The sequence below is a fragment of the Streptomyces sp. NPDC093064 genome, from assembly GCF_044754605.1.
Taxonomy (GTDB): Bacteria; Actinomycetota; Actinomycetes; order Streptomycetales; family Streptomycetaceae; genus Streptomyces.
Genome location: NZ_JBIVPK010000040.1, coordinates 24,282 through 44,263, shown reverse-complemented (window position 1 = coordinate 44,263; position 19,982 = coordinate 24,282). Strand labels below are relative to the sequence as shown.

General features: G+C 70.1%; 17 protein-coding genes and 3 pseudogenes. 7 read left to right on the top strand and 13 right to left on the bottom strand.

What is annotated here, in order from left to right; genetic code table 11:
• Positions 1–114: 114 nt before the first annotated feature.
• Positions 115–645, bottom strand: a complete 531-nt coding sequence (locus ACIQFZ_RS32720; protein ID WP_402692918.1) for a GNAT family N-acetyltransferase — start codon at positions 643–645, stop codon at positions 115–117.
• 45 nt (positions 646–690) lie between these two features.
• Positions 691–1,688: pseudogene (locus ACIQFZ_RS32715) on the bottom strand (IS5 family transposase).
• Between the two features lie 194 nt (positions 1,689–1,882).
• Here ACIQFZ_RS32715 and ACIQFZ_RS32710 point away from each other — a divergent pair.
• A pseudogene (locus ACIQFZ_RS32710) lies at positions 1,883–2,032 on the top strand (pirin family protein); the annotation flags it as partial.
• An 80-nt stretch (positions 2,033–2,112) separates the two neighbouring features.
• On the opposite strand, the gene ACIQFZ_RS32705 reads toward ACIQFZ_RS32710, so the two are convergent.
• Genes ACIQFZ_RS32705 through ACIQFZ_RS32680 form a run of 6 tightly spaced genes read right to left on the bottom strand, consistent with a single transcriptional unit; the run spans position 2,113 to position 8,843 of the window.
• Positions 2,113–3,540: an amidase gene (locus tag ACIQFZ_RS32705; protein ID WP_402692917.1), complete on the bottom strand. Its 1,428-nt coding sequence runs from the start codon at positions 3,538–3,540 to the stop codon at positions 2,113–2,115.
• 30 nt (positions 3,541–3,570) lie between these two features.
• Positions 3,571–4,398, bottom strand: coding sequence for an ABC transporter ATP-binding protein (locus tag ACIQFZ_RS32700; RefSeq protein WP_402692916.1), 828 nt, complete (start codon positions 4,396–4,398; stop codon positions 3,571–3,573).
• Positions 4,395–5,375 (bottom strand): ABC transporter ATP-binding protein, encoded by a 981-nt coding sequence (locus ACIQFZ_RS32695; protein WP_402692915.1) that lies wholly within the window; start codon positions 5,373–5,375, stop codon positions 4,395–4,397. The genes ACIQFZ_RS32700 and ACIQFZ_RS32695 overlap by 4 nt, the downstream gene beginning before the upstream one ends.
• Positions 5,376–5,380: 5 nt before the next feature.
• Positions 5,381–6,253 carry an ABC transporter permease gene (locus tag ACIQFZ_RS32690; protein WP_383061775.1) on the bottom strand — a complete coding sequence of 291 codons (873 nt, stop codon included), beginning with the start codon at positions 6,251–6,253 and terminating at the stop codon, positions 5,381–5,383.
• Positions 6,250–7,203: an ABC transporter permease gene (locus tag ACIQFZ_RS32685; RefSeq protein WP_365777988.1), complete on the bottom strand. Its 954-nt coding sequence runs from the start codon at positions 7,201–7,203 to the stop codon at positions 6,250–6,252. The genes ACIQFZ_RS32690 and ACIQFZ_RS32685 overlap by 4 nt, the downstream gene beginning before the upstream one ends.
• Positions 7,203–8,843 carry an ABC transporter substrate-binding protein gene (locus tag ACIQFZ_RS32680; protein ID WP_402692914.1) on the bottom strand — a complete coding sequence of 547 codons (1,641 nt, stop codon included), beginning with the start codon at positions 8,841–8,843 and terminating at the stop codon, positions 7,203–7,205. Before ACIQFZ_RS32680 ends, ACIQFZ_RS32685 begins: the two co-directional genes overlap by 1 nt.
• 149 nt (positions 8,844–8,992) lie before the next feature.
• Between ACIQFZ_RS32680 and ACIQFZ_RS32675 the strand changes: the two genes are divergently transcribed.
• Positions 8,993–10,114 (top strand): LacI family DNA-binding transcriptional regulator, encoded by a 1,122-nt coding sequence (locus tag ACIQFZ_RS32675; RefSeq protein ID WP_402692913.1) that lies wholly within the window; start codon positions 8,993–8,995, stop codon positions 10,112–10,114.
• On the opposite strand, the gene ACIQFZ_RS32670 is transcribed toward ACIQFZ_RS32675, so the two are convergent.
• Together ACIQFZ_RS32670 and ACIQFZ_RS32665 are read right to left on the bottom strand one after the other, a co-directional pair.
• Positions 10,078–11,715, bottom strand: coding sequence for an amidohydrolase (locus ACIQFZ_RS32670; RefSeq protein ID WP_402692912.1), 1,638 nt, complete (start codon positions 11,713–11,715; stop codon positions 10,078–10,080). The genes ACIQFZ_RS32675 and ACIQFZ_RS32670 overlap by 37 nt on opposite strands.
• A gap of 92 nt (positions 11,716–11,807) precedes the next feature.
• Positions 11,808–13,259, bottom strand: coding sequence for an APC family permease (locus tag ACIQFZ_RS32665; RefSeq protein ID WP_402692934.1), 1,452 nt, complete (start codon positions 13,257–13,259; stop codon positions 11,808–11,810).
• 173 nt (positions 13,260–13,432) lie between these two features.
• Between ACIQFZ_RS32665 and ACIQFZ_RS32660 the strand changes: the two genes are divergently transcribed.
• From ACIQFZ_RS32660 to ACIQFZ_RS32650, 3 genes are all read left to right on the top strand, one after another.
• Complete coding sequence (locus tag ACIQFZ_RS32660; protein WP_402692911.1) at positions 13,433–14,149, top strand: TetR/AcrR family transcriptional regulator; 717 nt, start codon at positions 13,433–13,435, stop codon at positions 14,147–14,149.
• Between the two features lie 195 nt (positions 14,150–14,344).
• On the top strand, positions 14,345–15,739 hold the full coding sequence (locus ACIQFZ_RS32655; protein WP_402692910.1) for an NAD(P)/FAD-dependent oxidoreductase: 1,395 nt from the start codon (positions 14,345–14,347) through the stop codon (positions 15,737–15,739).
• A gap of 131 nt (positions 15,740–15,870) precedes the next feature.
• Complete coding sequence (locus ACIQFZ_RS32650) at positions 15,871–17,094, top strand: RNA-guided endonuclease InsQ/TnpB family protein (protein WP_402692909.1); 1,224 nt, start codon at positions 15,871–15,873, stop codon at positions 17,092–17,094.
• 15 nt (positions 17,095–17,109) lie between these two features.
• Here ACIQFZ_RS32650 and ACIQFZ_RS32645 read toward each other — a convergent pair whose 3' ends face one another.
• Together ACIQFZ_RS32645 and ACIQFZ_RS32640 are read right to left on the bottom strand one after the other, a co-directional pair.
• Entirely contained in the window at positions 17,110–17,313 is a 204-nt protein-coding gene (locus ACIQFZ_RS32645; protein ID WP_402692908.1) for a hypothetical protein, read from the bottom strand.
• A gap of 100 nt (positions 17,314–17,413) precedes the next feature.
• Complete coding sequence (locus tag ACIQFZ_RS32640) at positions 17,414–17,770, bottom strand: DUF3291 domain-containing protein (protein ID WP_402692907.1); 357 nt, start codon at positions 17,768–17,770, stop codon at positions 17,414–17,416.
• A gap of 150 nt (positions 17,771–17,920) precedes the next feature.
• Between ACIQFZ_RS32640 and ACIQFZ_RS32635 the strand changes: the two genes are divergently transcribed.
• Complete coding sequence (locus ACIQFZ_RS32635; RefSeq protein WP_402692906.1) at positions 17,921–18,646, top strand: MerR family transcriptional regulator; 726 nt, start codon at positions 17,921–17,923, stop codon at positions 18,644–18,646.
• Between the two features lie 20 nt (positions 18,647–18,666).
• Here the strand turns inward: ACIQFZ_RS32635 and ACIQFZ_RS32630 are convergent, their stop codons facing one another.
• On the bottom strand, positions 18,667–19,557 hold the full coding sequence (locus ACIQFZ_RS32630; protein ID WP_402692933.1) for an MFS transporter: 891 nt from the start codon (positions 19,555–19,557) through the stop codon (positions 18,667–18,669).
• Between the two features lie 231 nt (positions 19,558–19,788).
• Here ACIQFZ_RS32630 and ACIQFZ_RS32625 point away from each other — a divergent pair.
• A pseudogene (locus ACIQFZ_RS32625) lies at positions 19,789–19,947 on the top strand (SDR family oxidoreductase); the annotation flags it as partial.
• Between the last annotated feature and the right edge of the window lie 35 nt (positions 19,948–19,982).

The window sequence follows — 19,982 nt, the reverse complement described above, 5'->3', positions numbered from 1 at the left end:
CGCACCCCCGGCAGCGTGGGCCATAGGGGCATCAAACTCGCGGTCAGCTACGAAGCCACCGTGTTGATCGCAGCTATCAACGAGCGGCTGTAACCGGCACAGTCGTACCACTGATTACAGAATGATCCAGTAGCGGCGCTTGATGCCCGCGTTGGTTGTGCGGATGTCTTCCAGGACACCACCGTTGCCTTCGATGCTGCGTGCCGACCCGATGTTGTCGTCGTCGCAAGTGACGAGGACTCGATCCAGGCCGAGTGCACGGGCCTCGGGTAGAACCGCCCCGAGAGCCCACGTTGCCAGGCCGCGCCTCCGGAAGGAGGGGCGGATGCTGTACCCGATGTGCCCGCCGACGTCGAGCAGAAAGGCGTTCAGGTAGTGCCGCAGATCAATGGCTCCCAGGTAGTTGTCGCCCTCGACGATCCACCAATGGGTGGCGTGGACGCGCTCTTCTCCCACGGCAGCTGACCTGTCCGACTGCTGTTGCAGTCGTTCGACCCACTCCGAGAAAACCCCGGGGCTGTCGAGGTCGGCATCAGGCGCGAGACGCAGGCCTGTCCCGTCCTGGTGGGCACCTGGAGGCCACTCGTCACGCGCTGCGAGCCATGAGCATTGCAACTGGCTTGTGGGTGCGATCAGTTCAGGCATGCGGCCGACGCTAGCACTGCCGTTAGGGCCTGTTCGGGGTTCGGATCATGGGAGGGCTGGCAGGCTGCGTAACCAGAGGACGGATCCGCGCAGGTGGAGTCCTGCGGCGTAGCTCTCGGGTGTCTTGTCGTAGCGGGTGGCCAGCCCCCGCCATTCCTTGAACTTGTTGATGGCGCGCTCGACGGTGTTGCGGTCTTTGTAGAGCGTGGTGTCGTGGCTGACCGGGCGGCCGCCGGAGCGTCCCTTCTTCTTGCGGTTGGCGGCCTGGTCGGCCTTTTCCGTGATCACCGCCTTGATCTTGTGTCTGCGCAGGTGGGCGCGGTTGGCGCGGGAGGAGTACGCCTTGTCGCCGGCGACTGCGTCCGGCCGGGTCCTTGGGCGGCCGACCGGGACACGCACCTTGACCTTCTCCAGGACGGGGATGAAGCGCGGGCTGTCCGCGGCCTGCCCGGGGGTGAGGATGATGGCCAGCGGGCGGCAGCGCCGCTCGACGGCGAGGTGGACCTTGCTGGTGAGCCCGCCCCGGGAGCGGCCCAGTTCGGCGGCCCGCAGTCGGGCCTTGTGGCGTCGGCGCACGGCGCGGCGCTGTTCCCGCTCGAGGTCCCCGCTGTCCGCGGATCCGTCGCCTAGGGGGTCGTTTTGCCCCTTTGCTGCAGCCCCTTTTCCTCCGTCACAGCCTTCTCCAGGTCCTCAAGGAGCTCCGGGTCGACCACCATGCCCGCAGCGTGGTGATGCGCACGGGCAACGGTCGAGTCCACGCTGACCAGGCTGAGATCGACGTCGTCGCGGGCCGCCGCCTCGGCGATCATCCCGTCCATGAGTGCCTGGAAGACCCCGTCACGCGCCCACATCCGGAACCGGTCGTAGACCGTCGACCAGGAGCCGTAGCTTTCCGGCACATCCCGCCAGGGGCTGCCGGTACGGAACCGCCACATCACCGCGTTGAAGTAGCTGCGCAGGTCAGGGATCGGCCCGGACACCCCCAGCGGGAGGTATGGCTCGACCAACTCCCATTCACCATCGGTCAGATCACCACGAGTCATGTGACCGGTCTACCGGACTCAACCGGCCACCGGGGCCACGTTGACTCATCCGTGATCCGGACTCAGAACAGGCCCTAGGGCCTGTCGCGAAAGTGGATCAAGGTTTGTGGATGGTCACGTCCCACGCTGTATGACGGCGAGCAGCCGTGGGTCCAGACCAGCGCAAAAATCGTGATCACGGAAAGGACGACCCCGTCGCCCGCTCCCAGGAGGAGATCGCCCAGGCCCGCCGGAACTGGATGGAGGGCACCCGGTTCGGCGGGGTGAAGGGGTACGACGGCGCTCCGTCATCGGCCTCCGAGCTGCCGCCGGTTCCGCTGAAACCGCGTGGAAGGGTGCGTTGACCTGTGGAAGTCCCTTGCCCCCGACCGCCCGGGAAACGTCTACGGATGAAGGGTCCGACCACTCCATTCCGTCCCGCGAGTCAGAGCATCGGGACGCTGGACCACGGTCGGGCGGCCTCGATCGCTGCCGCCACGCGGAACACCGTGATGTCGTCGTAGGTGCGCCCGACCACCTGCACCCCCGTCGGCACTCCGGTCGAGGCGAAACCGGACGGCACGCTCAGCACCGGGCAGCGGCTGGCGATGTTGAACGCCGTGGTCATCGCGGCTTCCAGGTAGAAGTCCAGCTCGACGCCATTGATCACGACCTTGGTCGAGAGGTGGTCGTCGTCCGCCTTGAGCGCCGGGATGGCCGTGGTCGGGCACAGCAGCACGTCGTAGCGGTCCAGCAGGGTACCGAGCGTCGTCTGCACCGCGGCCTCGATCTCAAGGCCCAGCAGGAAGCTGCCGGGCTCGCGGACGGCCTCGGCGGCCCGCCTGGCGAAGTCGAGCGCGTACGTGGTGAGTTGGTCGCCGTGCTCGGCGGCCACCGATCCGATGTAGGGGCCGAAGATGGAACCAAAGTGGATCATCGCTGCCCGCATCACGTCCGCCCGCATGATGGGAACCTCGACCTCCTCGACGACGGCCCCGGCCGCGCGCAGCGCCTCCGCGACCGCGCGGGTGTTGGCCTCGACCTCGGGATCGACCGGCCAGTCCCCGAGGGTGACCGAAAGCGCCACCCGCAGGCCTTCGGCGCCCTCGAACCGCTCGGGCAGGACGAGTTTGGGCCGTAGCGAGACCGCGTCGAGCGGGTGGGGCCCCGCGATGACGTTCTCCAGCAGGGCGCAGTCGGCGACGCTGCGCGCCATCGGACCGTCGTGGCAGTACGTGTCGAGGTTGAACGGCGTCATCGCCGGCACACGCCCGTACGGCGGCTTGAAGCCGACCGTGCCCGTGTACGAGGCGGGGATGCGGATCGAGCCGCCGATGTCGGAGCCGGTCGCGAGCGTCGTCTCACCCGCCGCGAGCGCGGCGCCCGCGCCGCCCGAGGAGCCGCCCGGAGTGAATTCCAGGTTCCACGGGTTGCGGGTGACGCCCCACAGCCGTGACTGTGTGAACCCGGCGCAGCTGAACTCGGGGGTCGTGGTCCGGGCGTGCACGATGCCGCCGGCGGCCTGGATCCGCTCGATGACCGGGTGCGTCTGCTCGGCGATCTCGTGCTGGAACGCCAGGGATCCGTCCGTGCTGCGGCGGCCGGCTATGGGCTGCTCCTCCTTCGTTGCGACGGCGAGACCCTCCAGGGCGCGGGGCGTCTCGCCCTTGCCCGCGTATCGTGCCTCGGCTTCGCGGGCGGCGGCGAGCGCCTCCTCGAAGGTCCGCTCGGCGAGGGCGTTGACCTTCGGCTCGACGGCTTCGGCGCGCGCGATGACGGCGGTCATCAGCTCGACCGGTGACAGGGAGCGGTCGCGGAACCGGCGCAGGGCCTCGGTGGCCGGCAGATGGGCGAGGTCGGTGAGGTCGGTCATGTGATGGTCCTTCGGGAAGAGTCGGAAGGGTCAGGCAAGCGCGCGGCGGCCTGCGGAGATGCGGGCCGGATCCCATCCGGGCCGCGGTACGGAGTCGAGCAGGAGGCGGGTGTAGGGATGCCGTGGGCCGGTCAGGACGGAGGTCGTGGGACCGGACTCGACGATTTTTCCGTCCCTGAGCACGACCACCTCGTCGGTGATGTGCCGGACGACCGCGAGGTCGTGGCTGACGAAGAGGAAGCCGATGCCTTCGTCACGGCGGATGTCGGCGAGCAGGTCGAGGATCTGCGCCTGGATGGAGACGTCGAGTGCGGCGACCGCCTCGTCGAGGATGAGCACCTGCGGCCGGGCCGCCAGCGCCCGGGCGATGGCCACGCGCTGACGCTGCCCGCCGGACAGCCGGCGGGGCAGGGCCGTGGCCTCGCGCTCTCCCAGCCCCACCTGGTCGAGGAGTTCGGCGACCCGCTTGCGCCGCGCCGGCGCGTCCAGCGGGAAGTGCAGGCGCAGGACCTCCTCGAGGCACGCCCTCACGCTGATGCGCGGGTCGAGGGAGAGGTACGGGTCCTGGAACACCATCTGGATCTCGCGGGCGCGGGCCAGACGCTCGGCGCGGCCGCGGGCACGCGCGAAACGGTCGCGTCCGTTCAGCTGGATGTTGCCGGCATCGGGTGTCTCGAGGCCGACGAGCATGCGCGCCGTGGTGGTCTTGCCGCATCCGGACTCGCCGACGATGCCGAGTGAGCCGCCCGGTCGCAGGGTGAAGGAGACGCCGTCGACCGCAGTGTGGCCGCCGAACTCCTTCCGTAGTCCGTCCACCACGAGACCGGACGTGCCGGTCTTCTCCGTCGTGGTACTCACAGCAGGATCCCTTCTTCGGCGCGCAGGCAGGCGGCCAGGCCCTCGTCGCCGTACTGCCGCAGGACGGGTTTGTCGACCGAGCAGCGCTCCTGCACGTGCGCGCAGCGCGCGGCGAATGCGCATCCGGCCGGCGACTCGGCGAGCGAGACCGGGCGGCCGGGGATGGGCCGTGGTGGAGCGGCGTCGGGTTCGATGCGGGGTGTGCACGCGAGGAGGCCGGCCGTGTACGGGTGGCGCGGGCGCTCGAACAGGTCACCGGCGGCCTGCGTCTCGACGATGCGCCCCGCGTACATGACGTAGACGCGGTCGCAGAGGGCCGAGGCCAGTTCCAGGTCGTGGGTGACGAAGAGCAGCCCCGTGCCGCGCTCGGCCTGCAGGCGGGTGAGGATCGCGATGACCTCGGCCTGGGTCGTGACGTCCAGTGCGGTCGTCGGCTCGTCGGCGACGAGCAGTGAGGGCCGGCTTGCCAGTGCCGCCGCGATGACGACGCGCTGGAGCATGCCGCCGGAGAACTGGTGCGGGTAGCGCCGCAGCGCGCCGCGCGGGTCGCGGATGCCCACGGCAGCGAGAAGTTCCTCGGCCTGGTTCGTCGCCGCTGCCGCGGGTACGTCTGCGGCACGCATTTGCTCGGTGAGGAAGTCGCCGACGCGTCGCATCGGGTTGACCGAGGCACGTGGGTCCTGGAAGATCATCGAGACCTGACGGGTCCTCAGTTCCGTCAGTCCGTTCCGGTCCAGCGTCAGTACGTCGCGGCCCGCCACTCGGACCTCGCCGTCCGTCCGCGCGGTTTCGGGCAGCAGCCCGAGCACGCTGCGGCAGGCGACCGATTTGCCGGAACCGGATTCACCGACCAGGCCGACGGTCTCACCCGCCTTTACGTGCAGGGACACGCCGTCCAGGATCGGCCGGGCCGCGCGCCCCTCGGGCAGTCGCACGGAGAGGTTGTCGATCTCCAGAAGTGACTGATGCACAGTCATCCGCCTCACCACTCCCGCTTCGCGACCCGGTCGGCGATGCCTTCGCCGACGATGCTGAACGCCACGACGGCGAGCACGATGCACACGGACGGCGCGAGTGCGGGAAGCATCGCGCCCTGCAGCAGCGCACCTTCACCCTCGTTGATCATCGCGCCCCAGTCGGCGGTCGGGGGTTGCACCCCGAAGCCGAGGAAGGAGAGCGCCGCGAGGTCCATCAGGGCGTAGCCGAAGTTGATCGCCGACTGGGCGAGCACCGTCGGCGCGATGTTGGGCAGCAGGTGCCGGACGCAGATCGTCCAGCCCGACCAGCCCTGCACGAGATAGGACTCGATGTAGGGACGTGCCTTCTCCTGCCGGGCGATGCTGCGCACCAGGCGCCCCACGTACGGCGTGTACGCGACGGCCATGGCGACGACGGGCGCGGTCATGCCCGGGCCGGTGACCGCCACGAACATGATCGCCACAAGCAGTCCGGGGAAGGAGAACACCAGGTCCATCGAGCGTGAGAGGACCGCGTCGACCCAACCGCCGCGCCAGGCGGCCGCGACGCCCACCAGGATGCCCAGCAGGGTCGACACCCCGACGACCAGGAGCGGTCCGAGCAGCCCGGAGCGCGCGCCGTACAGCAGGCGCGACAGCACGTCGCGGCCCGACTGGTCGGCGCCCAGGAGGTGGTCGACGCTGCTCCCGGCCAGGGTGGCCGGCAGGTCGAGGGCGTCGGGGTCGTACGGCGCGAGCAACGGTGCGAACACGGCGACGGCCACCAGCACACCCAGCAGCAGGACGGCCGCGGTGAACAGCGGTCCCTGCCCGAGCACCCGCAGGCGGCGCAGACCGGGCCGCCTGCGCAGTTCGGTGACGGGGACAGCGGTGGTCATGAGGCACCTCGCCGGGTCAGTGTCAGCCGGGGGTCGATGAGCGGCGCGAGGAGGTCCACGACCAGGTTCACCAGGACGAACGCCGCCACGGTGATCAGCGTGATCGCCTGTACGACGGGGAAGTCCTTGACCGTCACCGACTGCACGAGCAGTGAGCCGATGCCGGACACGTTGAAGGCGGTCTCCACGATCGAGGTGCTCACCAGGAGTCCGGCGAGCGTCGTGCCGCCGACGGTGACGATCGGGCCCAGCGCGTTGCGCAGCACGTGTCGCCGCACCACGGTGCCCTCGGCGACGCCGCGGGAGCGCGCCACCTCCACGTGCTCGCGCCTCAGCTCGTCGAGCATCGAAGAGCGGGTCACCCGGGCCAGCAGCCCGGCGAGGGTGACCGCGAGGGCGAAGGCGGGCAGGGTCAGGTGGTAGAGCCGGTCCGCGAAACCGGTGCCGGCGGCGCCGGGCCCGGGGAACCAGCCCAGCTGCACCGAGAACAGCGAGACCAGCACGATGGCGCTGACGAACGGCGGGGTCGCCGTGGCCACGCCGGTGCACACGAGCACCACGCGGTCGACCACGCCGGGGCGCAGCGCGGCGAGGATGCCTGCGAGCACGCCGCCGAGGCAGGCCAGCACGGCCGAGTACCCGATGAGGAGGGCCGTGCTCGGCAGGCGCGAGCCGATCAGGGATCCGACGTCGTGCCGGAACTGGACGGAGCGCCCGAAGTCGCCGTGCAGCACATTGCCGACCCACTTCAGGTACTGGGTGAAGAACGGGTCGTCGAGGTGGTACTGGGCGCGGATCGCGGCCTTGGTCTCCGGCGAGACGGGGTGGCCCTTGAGGAGGAAGGACACCGGGTCCCCCGGGGCCAGGTGCACCGCGCTGAAGACCAGGAAGGAGGTGATCAGCAGCACGGTCACCAGCCCCAGGAGCCGGCCGAGGAGGTAACGGGCCATCAGTTGGCCGAGCCGATCTTCGCGGCCCACGGGTAGTACAGCTGGGCGATGCCGGCCGGGGCACCGGTGATCCGGCTGCCCAGGAACACCGAGTGGGGAGCTTCGTACAGCGGGATGGCGGGCAGATCGCGCAGCGCGATCTTCTGCAGCTCGGCCGTCAGGTCGGCACGTGCGGCCGGGTCGGCGACCGCCGTCGCCCGGTCGTAGAGCGCATCGAACTCGGGGTTCGAGTACTTGCCGTAGTTGCCGAAGTCACCGGTGCGGAACGACTGGTAGAACTCGAGCGGGTCGGGTGAGTTGATGTAACCGTTGGTGAACACCAGGTCGATGCCGGCACTGGCGTGCGGGTCGGTGAAGAGCGCGGTGTACGCGTCGGGCGCGATCGGCTTGATCTGCACGTCGAGACCGATCTGCTTGCCGGCCGCCTGTACGGCGTTGGCGACGACGGTTATCTCCGGAGTGAGCGTGCTGCTCGCGATGACGACCTTTTTGCCGGTCGCACCGGCCTCCTCGATCAGCTTCTTGGCGCCGTCGATGTCGTACACCAGGTCGGGAAGGGCGGAGAAGTAGCCGGCCGTCCGGTCCGGGGCGGTGAGCCAGGCGCCCCGCGCGGCCGGGGCCTTGGCCGGTACGGCCACTCCGGCGACGGCGGCCTTGATGATGCTCTGCCGGTCCAGCGCCAGGGACAGGGCCTTACGCACCTTCAGATCGCCGAGCGTGCCCTTGAGGTTGAACACGGCGAGGTCGGAGGCGGCGGTGTTCGGGCCGAAGTACAGCTTGCCCCGCGAGGTCGACTTGAGCTGCCCGATCGAGGTGGCCGGCACCAGGTACCCGCCGTCGACCGATCCGGAGAGCCAGGCGTTGGTGCGCGCGGCCGGGTCCTGGATGAAGACGAACTTGACGCTTTGCGCCTTGGGAGTCAGCGTGCGATCCCAGTACGCGGGGTTCTTCTTCAGGGTGATGCTGTCGCCCTGGGCCCAGGTGTCGAGCGCGTAGGGGCCCGTGCAGTCGACGCCGGCCTTCGGGTTGCCGTAGTCCCGGCCGGCCCTGGCCAGGAACGCGGCGCTCTCGATGGTGCCGGGGGAGGCCGCCATCAGTTCGTTGAGCAGGACGTCGGGCTTGTTGAGCTTGATCGTCACTTCGAGCGGGCCGGTCTTGGTGATCGAGGCGACGTTCTTGAACGCGCTGCCCCACGCCGAGCCCACGGCCGGGTCGAGATGGCGCTTGAGGGAGGCGACGACGTCGTCCGCGGTCATGGTCGAACCGGAGTGGAACTTCACGCCGCTGCGGAGGGTGTACACCCAGGTCAGCGGGTTGGGATGGGCTGACTTCAGGGCCAGGCCCGGCGCGACCTTCATGTCGGGTGTGATGCGGAACAGTTGCTCGCAGACGTTCGCCAGGACGGTGTTGGGCGGGTAGTCCCAGGCCTGCGTGTAGTCGAGGGAGTAGGGCTCGGCGTAGAGCGACCAGGAGAACGACGGGATCGAGCCCTTGGCCGCGGGTGTGTCCGCGGAGACCTGGTAGGTGGTGCTGCCCTGGGCGGATCTGGCGCCGGTGGACGAGGCGCCGGAGCAGCCGGAGACGGTCGCAGCCAGGGCGACCGCTCCGGCGAGCAGGGCGGTGGGTCTGGAGGCACGCAAGGAACCCACCCCTTTCGAGGGTAGTGGGGGTGCTGTGGATGGCAGCGAGTATTGATGCGGGAACGTTCCTTCACAAGGGTTTGCGGGAACGGTTTTTTTGAGGTCAGAGGCGGGTGACGACGGCACGCGGGGCTGGCACCATTCAGGGCATGACCGAAACTCCGCGCCGCAGCGGACACGGCGTCCCGGCCGCCGTGCCCCGGGTCCGCCTCGTCGACGTCGCCCGCGAGGCGGGCCTGTCCAAGACCACCGTCTCCGCCGCGCTCAACGGCACCGGACGCCTTTCGCCGGCCGTACGCGAACGCGCCCGCGAGACCGCACGGCGCCTCGGCTACCGGCCCAACGCGACCGCGCGGCTGCTGCGCGCCGGGCACGCCAGGCTGATCGGCTACGCCGTCGGGGAGTACCCGACAACCCCCGGGTCCTACATGGACTCCCCCTACTTCGCCCAGTTGACCAGCGCCATCGCGACCGCAGCCCTGCACCACGGCTACGCCCTGGTGCTGCTGCCCACCAGTTCTTCGCCCAGCGAGTGGGCCGATCTGCCGCTGGACGCCGCGATCGTCGCGGACCCGCTCGAGGACGATCCTCTGATCGAGGACTTCGTCGCCGCCCGAATCCCGCTGTCCACCGACCGCTCGGTCGAGGGTCGTCCCGGCACGCACTGGGTGGACATCGACATCGACGCCGCCATGCGCGAGGTGCTGGACCACCTGCACGCCCAGGGCGCGCAGCGCATCGCGGTCGTCGCGCCCGACACCCCGACCCGCTTCAACGCGGAGGCCCTGGACCTCTACCGGCGCTGGTGCGCCAGGCAGGGTGCCACACCTCGGATCACGCTTTCGGAGCGGCCGGGCAACGGCCCTGCCGTTGAAGCCGTCGAGCGGGCCCTCAGCGCTCCCGATCGGCCCGACGCCCTGTTCGTGCTGACCGAGGCCAATCCGCCGCTGGTGCTCGACGCCGCGCGCCGCCTGGGCCTGTCGGTGCCCGGCGACCTGCTGCTGGTGTGCGCGAGCGAGGACTCCTCGGCCGCGCATGCCGACCCACCCGTCACAACCCTGAGCCTCCAGCCGGAATGCGTCGCCGCAGCGGGCATCGAGCAACTCGTCGCGGCGCTGGAGAGCGGGAGCCAGGAGCCGACAGGCACCTTGGTACAGGCGAAGCTGGAGATCAGGGCGTCATCGGAGCGCGGCGGCGATTCCAGGGCCGCGGCCCCGCTCCGACGGCGCGGCCGTCACGAGGTGGAGTGCACCAGCACTCCACTCACGTAGGTCCGCAGAACCCGGGCCGTGTGGATCTCCTCGGCCGGGGCGGTGAAGATGTCCCGGTCGAGGACCACCAGGTCGGCGAGGTGGCCCGGCCGCAGGGTGCCGGTGTCGTCCAGGCCGTTGACATGGGCCGACCCCGCCGTGTAGGCCGCGACCGCGGTGGCGAGGTCGAGGCGCTGTTCGGGCAGGAAGACCCGGCCGTCGGTTGCCCCGGGCTCCATCCGGTTGACCGCGACATGGATCCCGGCGAGCGGGTCGGGGCTGCTCACGGACCAGTCGCTGCCCGCCGCCAGGGTCGCGCCGGCCCGCAGCAGGGAACCGAAGGGGTACTGCCAGGCGGCGCGTTCGGGCCCCAGGAAGGGAATGGTCAGCTCGTCCATCTGCGGCTCGTGGGCGGCCCAGAGCGGCTGGATGTTGGCGATCGCGCCGAGTTGCGCGAAGCGCGGGATGTCGTTTGGGTGGACGACCTGCAGGTGGGCGAGGTGGTGCCGGGTGGCACGGCGGCCGTTGGCCGTGCGGGACGCCTCGATCGCGTCCAGCGCCTCGCGCACCGCGCGGTCGCCGAGGGTGTGGAAGTGCACCTGGAAGTCGAGCGCGTCGAGTTCGGTGACGTACGAGCGCAGCGCGAGCGGGTCGACGAAGCTCAGGCCGCTGTTGGCGGTGGCGCAGCCGCAGGTGTCCAGGTAGGGGCTGGTCATCGCGGCGGTGAAGTTCTCCGCGATGCCGTCTTGCATGATCTTCACCGAGTCGGCCCGGAACCTGCCGTGGTTCAGTTCCGCGCGGCGGGAGACCAGTTCCGGGATCTGGTCCGGGCCTCGGCCGCGGTCCCACCAGAGCGCGCCGTTGACCCGGGCGGTGAGGGTTCCCTCGCGGGCGGCGGCGAGGTAGGCGTCCGAGGGGTCGGGCTGGCCGTTGAACTCGCCGAGCAGGGCGTCCTGCCAGCCGGTGATACCGAGCGAGTGCAGCAGCCGCTGGGCGCGCAGCAGGCCGTCGAGTCGGTCGGCGGCGGTCTTCGCGGGCACCAGTCGGGCCACCAGGCCGGTGGCGCCTTCCTGCAGGACGCCGCTCGGTGTGCCGTCGGCCTCCCGTTCGATCCGGCCGTCGGTGGGGTCCGGGGTGTCCCGGGTGACGCTCGCGAGTTCCAGCGCACGGGTGTTGGCCCAGGCGCCGTGGTGGTCGCGGTTGACCAGGTACACCGGCCGGTCCGGCACCACGGCGTCGAGCAGCTGCCGGTTCGGAAGGCCGCCCTCGAAGCTCTCCATGGACCAGCCGCCGCCGGTGATCCAGGCGCTGTCGGGGTGGTCGTCGGCGAACTCGCGGATGCGGCGCAGGTATTCGTCGACGCCCACGGTGCCGCTGAGGTCGCACTCGGCGAGCTCCATGCCACCGTAGACGGCGTGGATGTGGGCGTCCTGGAAGCCGGGAAGCAGCAACTTGCCGCTGAGGTCGACCACCTCGGTCCGCGGGCCGATCAACTCCCGTACCTCGTCGTGGCCGACGGCCGTGATCCGCTCCCCGGTGACGGCGAGACTGCTCGCCCGGGTGCGAGCGGGGTCCCCGGTGTGCACGGGGCCTTGGGTGAAGACCAGATCGGCCTTGGTCATGGGAGGTTCTCCTGGTGGTCGGCGGCCCGCTCGTGGGCCGTGGGAGGGAAATGAGGTGTCGCGGTCCGCGTCGTGTGTCCGCGGGGTGCTGGTCAGCCGGTGCTGATCGGGTCGTTGCCGGAGGCGGCATCGCGGGAACGGGAGAAGTAGGTCGACCTGCGGTGCCAGCGGGCCCATGCGGCGGCCAGCAGGCCGGAGCCGATCATCAGCACCGGGACGAGCAACGCGAACCAGCCGTTGTCGGCTGAGAGTTCGAAGTGATCGGTGGAGCGGTAGAAGGTCCAGGCGAGGTAGCCGCCGATGGCGAGCAGCGCGAGCGCGCCCAGCACCGGTCCGACGACCGCACGCAGAGCCTCCGTCGGCGAGGTGCGCAGCAGGTGGCGGAAGTGCACGGCGGCGGCCGCGGCGGTGAGTGCGTAGTAGAGGGCGACGACGATGCCGATCGCGTTGACCGCGGCGAAGATCAAGTCGTTCACAGTGGGGATGACCAGCGCAAGTACGGCGAGGGCAAGGGCGATCGCGGTGATCAGCAGGGTGCCGGCGGCGGGGGTCCCGTGCCTGGGGTGCAGGCGCGTCCAGACGGAGCCGAGCACGCCGTCGCGGCCCATCGCGTACATCCCGCGGGCGGTGGGGATGACGGAGGCCTGGAGCGACGCCACCGCGGAGAACATGAGGGCGATGAGCGGCAGTGCGGCCAGCGGCTGGTTGGCGAGCTTCGTGCCGAAGTAGGCGAGCCCTTGCGCGCCGTTGTCGGACAGTTCGCCCAGCGGCAGGACCCGCTGGAAGGCGGTGCCGGCGAGCAGGAACAGGAGCAGCATGACGGTCAGCGCAACGAACCCGCCGCGGGAGGCGTCCCGCGGGTCACCGACCTCCTCACCGACGCTGAAGACCGACTCGAAGCCCCAGTAGCAGAAGACGGCGAGCACCATGCCCTGGGCGAGGGCTTCGGCCGAGGGGATGTCGAAGGGGTTGTACCACTGGAGCGAGAAGGGCTGGTCCCCGACGAACAGGCCGTAGCCGCAGAAGGCGAGCAGCACGCCGTATTCGAAGATCAGCAGGTATTTCTGGAGACGCGCCGCGAGGTCGAGCCCGCGGACTGCGACCAGCGCCGCGACGACCAGGACGGCCATGCCGAGGAGGGTGGACTGGAGGGTGGAGTCCGGATCGAGGGAGAGGCCGACGACGCTGTGGACGGTGGCCTGTCCGAGGAGCTGGATGATCGCCGAGCCGGTCACCGTGGTGGTGTACGCCATGAACACGATCGTGCCGACGACGTTGACCCATCCGGTCAGAAAGCCCAGCCAGGGGCTGAGGATGCGGCCGACCCACCGGTAGCTGCTGCCGGCGTTGGGTTCGGCGCGGTTGAGCCGTCCGTATCCGCCGGCGATGCCGAGTACGGGGAGGAAGGCCAGCAGCATGATCGCCGGCAGGTGCAGGCCGACGATGCTCGCCATCAGACCGAGTCCGATACCGATGCTGCTGGTGGCCGCGGTGCTCGACGCGGCGAGGACGATGCCGTCGACGACGCCTATGGACTTCCGCATCGCGGTCTTGGGGACTTGGGAGCTGTGTCCCGGCGTGCTGCCCGCGTCCTTCGCTGGTACTGCCAATGATCTTCGCCTTGCTGGTAGGGGAACGTGGCCGAACGGGCCTGATGGCAGGCCATGGAAGTCCTTGGCCTCTTCACATGTCAATGGCGTTGTCATAAGCTCCGGCCATGACTGAGCGTGTGGTTCCGGAGCCGCTTCGACGGCGTAGAAAGCCGACGAAACAGGGCACGGTGCTGTCCGAGCGGGTCATCGTGGAGACGGCCCTTCGGCTGGTCGGCCAGCACGGCGCGGAGGCGCTGACGGTCCGGCGGCTGGGAGCCGCACTGGGCGCCGATCCGAGCGCGCTCTACCGGTACTTCCGCAACACCGACGACTTGCTGCTGGCCATCGCCGACGAGCTCATCGGCCGTGCCCAGCACGGCTGGCAGCCCACTGGCGACTGGCGTGCCGACCTGTGCGAGCTGGGCTTGCGCGTCCATGCCTCGTACCAGGCGCACCCGCAGGCCGCCTTGCTCGCGGCACACCGCACGACGGGGAGGGACAACGAGATGCGCGCCGTGGAGATGATGCTCGGCGTGCTGCGGTCGGCGGGCTTCCGCGACCCGGAAGCGGTCCGGATCTACCACGCCTTCGTGGACCAGGCGCTCGCTTTCGCGGCCCTGGACGCGGCCGCGCTGGCCATGCCGGCTCCCGCGCAGGCGACCGACCTCAAGGTGTGGCAGGTCCGCTACGGCGGCCTGGACGCGGGCACCCACCCCAACATCGCCGCCACCGTGCGCCTGTTGGCCGCCGAGATGCCGCTCAGCGGCTATCCCTTCGCGCTGGAGCTGCTGCTCGACGCTGTTGCGGCCAGGCTTCCGGGCGCGGGTGCGGAGGCCGGCTGAGGCCCGGATCGCACGCCCTCGCCAGGCGCCCCGTAAGGGCCCGGGCTGGGCGGATCGCTGCCGGGATACCGGGGGTGTCGACCTGGGTCCGGGAGTGAGCAGGCTTATGTCAACATCGTTGACACTTTCCTGGGGCGGGAGGTCTGATGAACGGACCCCGGAGGCCAACCCCTCCCTGCACCCAAGGAGTCCTCCATGGATCCCGTCCGCGCGCTCAAGGACGCCGGCCCCACCCCGTTCTGGCTGGACGACCCCGGCCGCCCGCAGGCCACGTCGGCCCTGGTCGCCGACACAAGCTGCGATCTGCTCGTAGTGGGCGGCGGCTACAACGGCCTGTGGACCGCCCTGATCGCCAAGGAGCGCGACCCCTCCCGCGACGTGGTCCTGATCGAAGGCGAGGAGATCGGCTGGGCTGCCTCCGGTCGCAACGGCGGTTTCTGCGAGTCCAGCCTCACTCACGGTCTGAGCAACGGCATGGATCGCTGGCCCGGCGAGCTCGCCGAGCTGGAGCGGCTCGGCATGCGGAACCTTCAGGCGATCGAGGACACGATCAAGAAGTACGGCATCGACTGCGACTGGCGGCGCACCGGCTCTCTCAACGTGGCGACGGAGCCGTACCAGATCGACGACATGCACGAGTTCGCCGCGCTCGCCGCCCGCTACGGCTGCGAGCAGACCGTACTGGACGCAGACCAGGTTCGCGCCGAGATCAACTCACCGACCTTCCTGGGCGCGCTCTGGGACAAGGACGGCACTGCGATGCTCAACCCCGCGCACCTCGCGTGGGGCCTCAAGCAGGCTTGTCTGGACCTCGGCGTACGCATCCACGAGCACACCTCGGCCACAGCCGTCGCGGAGGCCGGCCCGGGGATCGCGGTGCGAACCCCCTACGGCCGCGTCCTCGCGAACCGGGTCGCCCTTGCGACCAACGCCTTCCCTTCCCTGCTCAAGCGGCACCGCCTCTACACCGTCCCCGTGTACGACTACGCGCTGATGACCGAGCCATTGACGGACGAACAACTCGCCACCGTCGGCTGGCACAACCGACAGGGATTCTCCGACGCCGCCAACCGGTTCCACTACGTGCGGCTCTCCGCCGACAACCGCATCCTGTGGGGCGGCTACGACGCCGTCTACCACTACCGGGGCCGAGTGCGCGCCGAGCACGACCAGCGGCCCGAAACCTTCGCCACCCTGGCTCGACATTTCTTCCGGACCTTCCCCCAACTGGAGGGACTGAGCTTCACCCACGCCTGGGGCGGCGCGATCGACACCTGCACCCGCTTCTGCGCGTTCTTTGACACCACTCACCGGGGCCGGGTCGCCCATACGGCCGGATTCACCGGCCTGGGCGTGGGCGCGACCCGCTTCGCAGCCGAGGTGATGCTCGACCTGCTGGCCGGCGAGCGAACGGAGCGGACCGAACTGGAGATGGTGCGGCGCAAGCCCCTTCCGTTCCCGCCGGAACCGATCCGCTGGGCGGGAATCCAGGCCACCAGTCGGTCCCTCGCCCGCGCGGACGAGAACTCCGGACGGCGCAACCTCTGGCTCAAGACCCTCGACCGGCTCGGCCTCGGCTTCGACAGCTGACCGGATCTCTTGAGTGCAAGCCCCGTTCTTCAGGACGGGGTTAGCTCTTCCTTGGCGCGGAGTCGCGCAGCGGCGGAGTTCTCTGCGTTGTCAGTGGCGCGCACTAGGTTGATCGCACCAGCTTAAGGGGGGTGTTGTCATGCTGTCCGGTCGCCGCTACCTGCTCGACCTCTCGCCCGAACAAGAGGAGATGTGAGGAGTTCGGCGCTATCTGCCGGTCGGTGTGGAACACGGCCCTGGAGCAGCGTCGGGAATACCGGCGGCGCGGGGCGTGGATGAACTACGTGCCGCAGTGTGCCGAGTTGGCCGATGCCAAGCGTGAGCATCCGTGGTTGAAGGCGGCGCCGTCGCACGCGTTGCAGCAGACGCTCAAGGATCTGGACCGGGCCTGCCGGGTTCACGGCACGTTCACGGTGCGGTGGCGGTCGAAGGCACGTTGGTCGCCGTCGTTCCGGTTCCCCGACGCCCAGCAGATCAGCGTGGAGCGGCTGGGGCGCAAGTGGGGCCGGGTCAGGCTGCCGAAGCTGGGCTGGGTCCGCTTCCGCTGGTCCCGCCCCCTGGGTGGTGAGATCCGTTCCGCGACCGTGTCCCGCAAGGGCGGCCGGTGGTTTGTGTCGTTCCTCGTGGACGACCACGCGGCCACTCCCGAGCAGCACGCCATGCCCGGTACCGCCGTGGGCATCGACCGGGGGGTCAAGACCGCCGTCGTCACCTCCGACGGCGACTTCCACGGCCGGCCGTTCATCACGGCCGGCGAGAGCGTCCGGTACCGGCGTCTGCAACAGCGCCTCGCCCGGTCCAAGCGCGGCAGCGCGAACCGGCACAAGACGATCACGGCCATGGGCCGCATCATGTCCCGGGTGTCGGACCGGCGCGGGAACTTCTGCGCGCAGAGGGCCGCCCGGATCGTCGCGAAGAACGCCCTGGTGGTCCTCGAAGACCTGCGGATCAAGAACATGTCCGCCGGCGCGTGTGGCACCGTGGCCGAGCCCGGCCACAACGTCCGCCAGAAGGCCGGGCTCAACCGGGCCATCCTGGACAAGGGGTGGCACCGCCTCGAACTCGCCCTTACCAACGCCGCCCGGTACACGGGCACGCGCGTGGTGAAAGTCAACCCCGCGTACACGTCGCAGCGGTGCTCCGCCTGCGGCTTCGTCACGGAGGGAAACCGCGAGAGCCAAGCGGTCTTCCGGTGCAAAGCCCCAGGCTGCGGACACCGCGACCATGCCGACGTGAACGCAGCGAAGAACATCAAGGCCGCAGGACATGCGGTCTCAGCCTGTGGAGACCTCGGCACCAGCCGGTCCGTGAAGCAGGAACCCGTAAGCCGGGCGACCGGCCGAACCCCCTCATAGGGGAATCCCCGAGCTTCAGCCCGGGGAGGAAGTCAAGAACCACTGCAGTTGGGTCGTGGTCGCGCCGAGGTCGACGGCCATGGTGCGCAGCGCCGTGGAGACGACCAGGTTGTCGAGCGCCACCATGAACATAGGCAGGCCGGAGGCGAGGATGACGACCGGCAGCGGATATCGGCGGCGCCCAGCCGGGTCACCGATCAGCGCGTTGAGCGCGTTCATGACAAGACCTCCAGCGTGCGGGACGCCGAGACCGGATGACGAGAACGGGACCGACGCGCGGGCGGCGACGGCGCACCTTGGCGCGGCGCCCCAAGAACGGTCAGGCCGCGCGACCCTCGGCGTCCAGGCGCGCCTTCTCGGCCAGCCGGCGCTTGGCCTCGTCCCAGCCGATGGGCAGATCGGCGGAGCCGGTCTCCCAGAAGACGAAGGTCGACTCCCGGCAGCGCGGCCGCATCGCCCGCATGACCTCGCCGTGCGGGTCGGATTTGGCGTAGGTGTACAGGGCGTTACGGTCTTCCCAGGCGGAGAGCGTGTAGAAGACGCGGCGCAGCGGCTGGGCGACGAGCGATGCCCCGTATGCGCCGGGCGCGGTCTTCACCTGCTTCCAGGAGACCAATGACTTGACGAGGAACCGCGGCACGTCCGAGAGCGACTTCAGGTCGAAGCGGGATGCCATGACGATGACGCGGGAGTGCGGGGGAGCAGGATGGGGAGAGATCCAGCCGAGAGCAGGCACAACGGCACCCACCTTCCAGAAGAAGACCTTCGGCAACCATAATAGATAGTAGCGCGATCCGTTATCCGTTATTTGTAAGTGAGTGGCTCGATGAAGATCTCGGAACTCAGCCGACGCAGTGGGGTGCCCATCCCCACGATCAAGTACTACCTGCGGGACGGGCTGCTGCCCCAGGGGCACGCGACGGCCGCCAACCAGGCCGTCTACGACGAGGACCACCTGCGCCGGCTCCGCCTGATCCGCACCCTGATCAGCGTGCGGCAGTTGTCGGTCAGCGCGACGAAGGAGATCCTGTCCGCGGTCACGCAAGAGGGCGACCCGCATCAGATCCTGGGCATCGTGATCAACGCCCGCCCCGCCGACCTCAAGGCCAAGGAGAAGCAGTCGCAGCAGGCCGTACCGCCCGGCGCGGCCGACGCGCTCCGGCTGGCGGCGGAGATGGGGTGGGACGTGGACGAGGACACGTCCGCGATCGGGGAGTTGGGCGGCGTCCTGGATGCCCTCGCCGACCTGGGCGCGGGCATCGACTGGCGGACGCTGCTGCCCTACGCCGAACTCGTCGACAGGATGTCGAAGTTGGACCTGGACCAGCTCAACGGCAGGTCCGGCCCGCTGGAGCAGGCCGAGCGCGCCGTGCTGGTGTCCGTCCTGCTGGAGCCCGCACTGCTCGCCATGCGCCGCCTCGCCCAGGAGGACAAGTCCGGGCGCCTGTTCCGGGCGGCCGCGGCTGGCCAGGAGGAGCACTCGGGGCCGGAACAGGGCGATCGGAAGAAGACGGCTCCGGAGGAGAAGAAGGGCGGCGCGGAGTCCGACTGACGAGCGTCGGCCGAGTCCGCTCAGGAGTTGGACTCTGCCCGGCCTGCGGAGGAGGCGACCCTTGCCGATGGGACGGCGAAGAAGACCAGCGCCGCGAGGACCGCCACGATCGCCGCGAGCGCCACAGCGCCGGGGAGGGACCAGTGCGCGGCCGGTCCGGCAACCGCCGCCCCCACGGCGAATCCGGTGATCTTGAGGCTGGCGCCGGTGGTGAAGATCTGGCCGCGTAGATGCTCTGGGGCCTCCCGGTGGCGGATCGCGAACAAGGCGGCCAGTTGGGGTCCTTCACCAGCCCCGAGGATGAGGACGGCCACGATGAGCACGGCCGGTCGACCCGACGTGCACAGGGCCAACGCGGCGGCCTGGACAAGGGCACTGGCCCAGATGACGGTGCCGGGGGCGACCGAGCGCGGAAACCGGGCGAGGACCGCGTTGGCCACCAGGGCGGAGATCGCAGCGCAGGAGAGCAGCACCGCGCCCCGGCCGGCCCCGCCCAGGGCACGTTCGCCCAGGAGCGGGACGCAGGCCGTCAGCACCCCCTGGGCGACGCAGGTGACGATCGAGGTGAGGGTCGCTCGGGCCAGCGGCGGCCTTCCGGCGATGACCCGCGTTCCGGCGGCGAGGTCGCCGATCACCGAGGTGGCCCGAGCGTCCCGCACCCGACCGGGGCGGGCGGACAGCAGCCACGCTGCGGGCAGTGCCGAGACGATGAGCGCTGCGGAGACCACCACCGCCGACGGGGCTCCCAGCGCCTCCGCCACGACGCCGGCGAGTGCCGGACCTGCCAGGCTCGCCGCGCTGAACGTCATGGCGTCGAGCGCGTTCGCCCGGGGCAGGCGGCCGCCCGGCACCACCCGAGGAAGTTGGGCCGTCCAACCGCCCGACAGGGCCGGCCCGAGCAGCCCCGTCACCACGGCGATCAGGACGGTGACGGCGAACGGCAACCGGCCGAGCCCCACGAGGGTCCCGACGAGCTCAGCGGCCGGCGCGCCCTGGTCACCGGAGGCACCCGCGGGTTCGGCGAGGCGATCGTCGACCGGCTCACTCGCGCCGGAGCGACGGTGGCCTACAGCGCCCGCACCGCCCCACCGCCCGGGCCCGTCCAGGCGCTCGCCGACCGCGCGGGCACCGGCTACGACGAGGCACGCACACAGGTGATGGCGGACGTCGGGATCCCGCTGGGCCGACCGGTCCGTCCGGAGGAGGTCGCCGAGGTGGTCGCCTTCCTGGTGTCCGACCGCGCTTCGGCGATCGTGGGCGCCGAGCACGTCGTCGACGGCGGCAGCAAGCCCACCGTCTGACCCATCGAGACCAACAGCAACACGAGCAGGAGAAC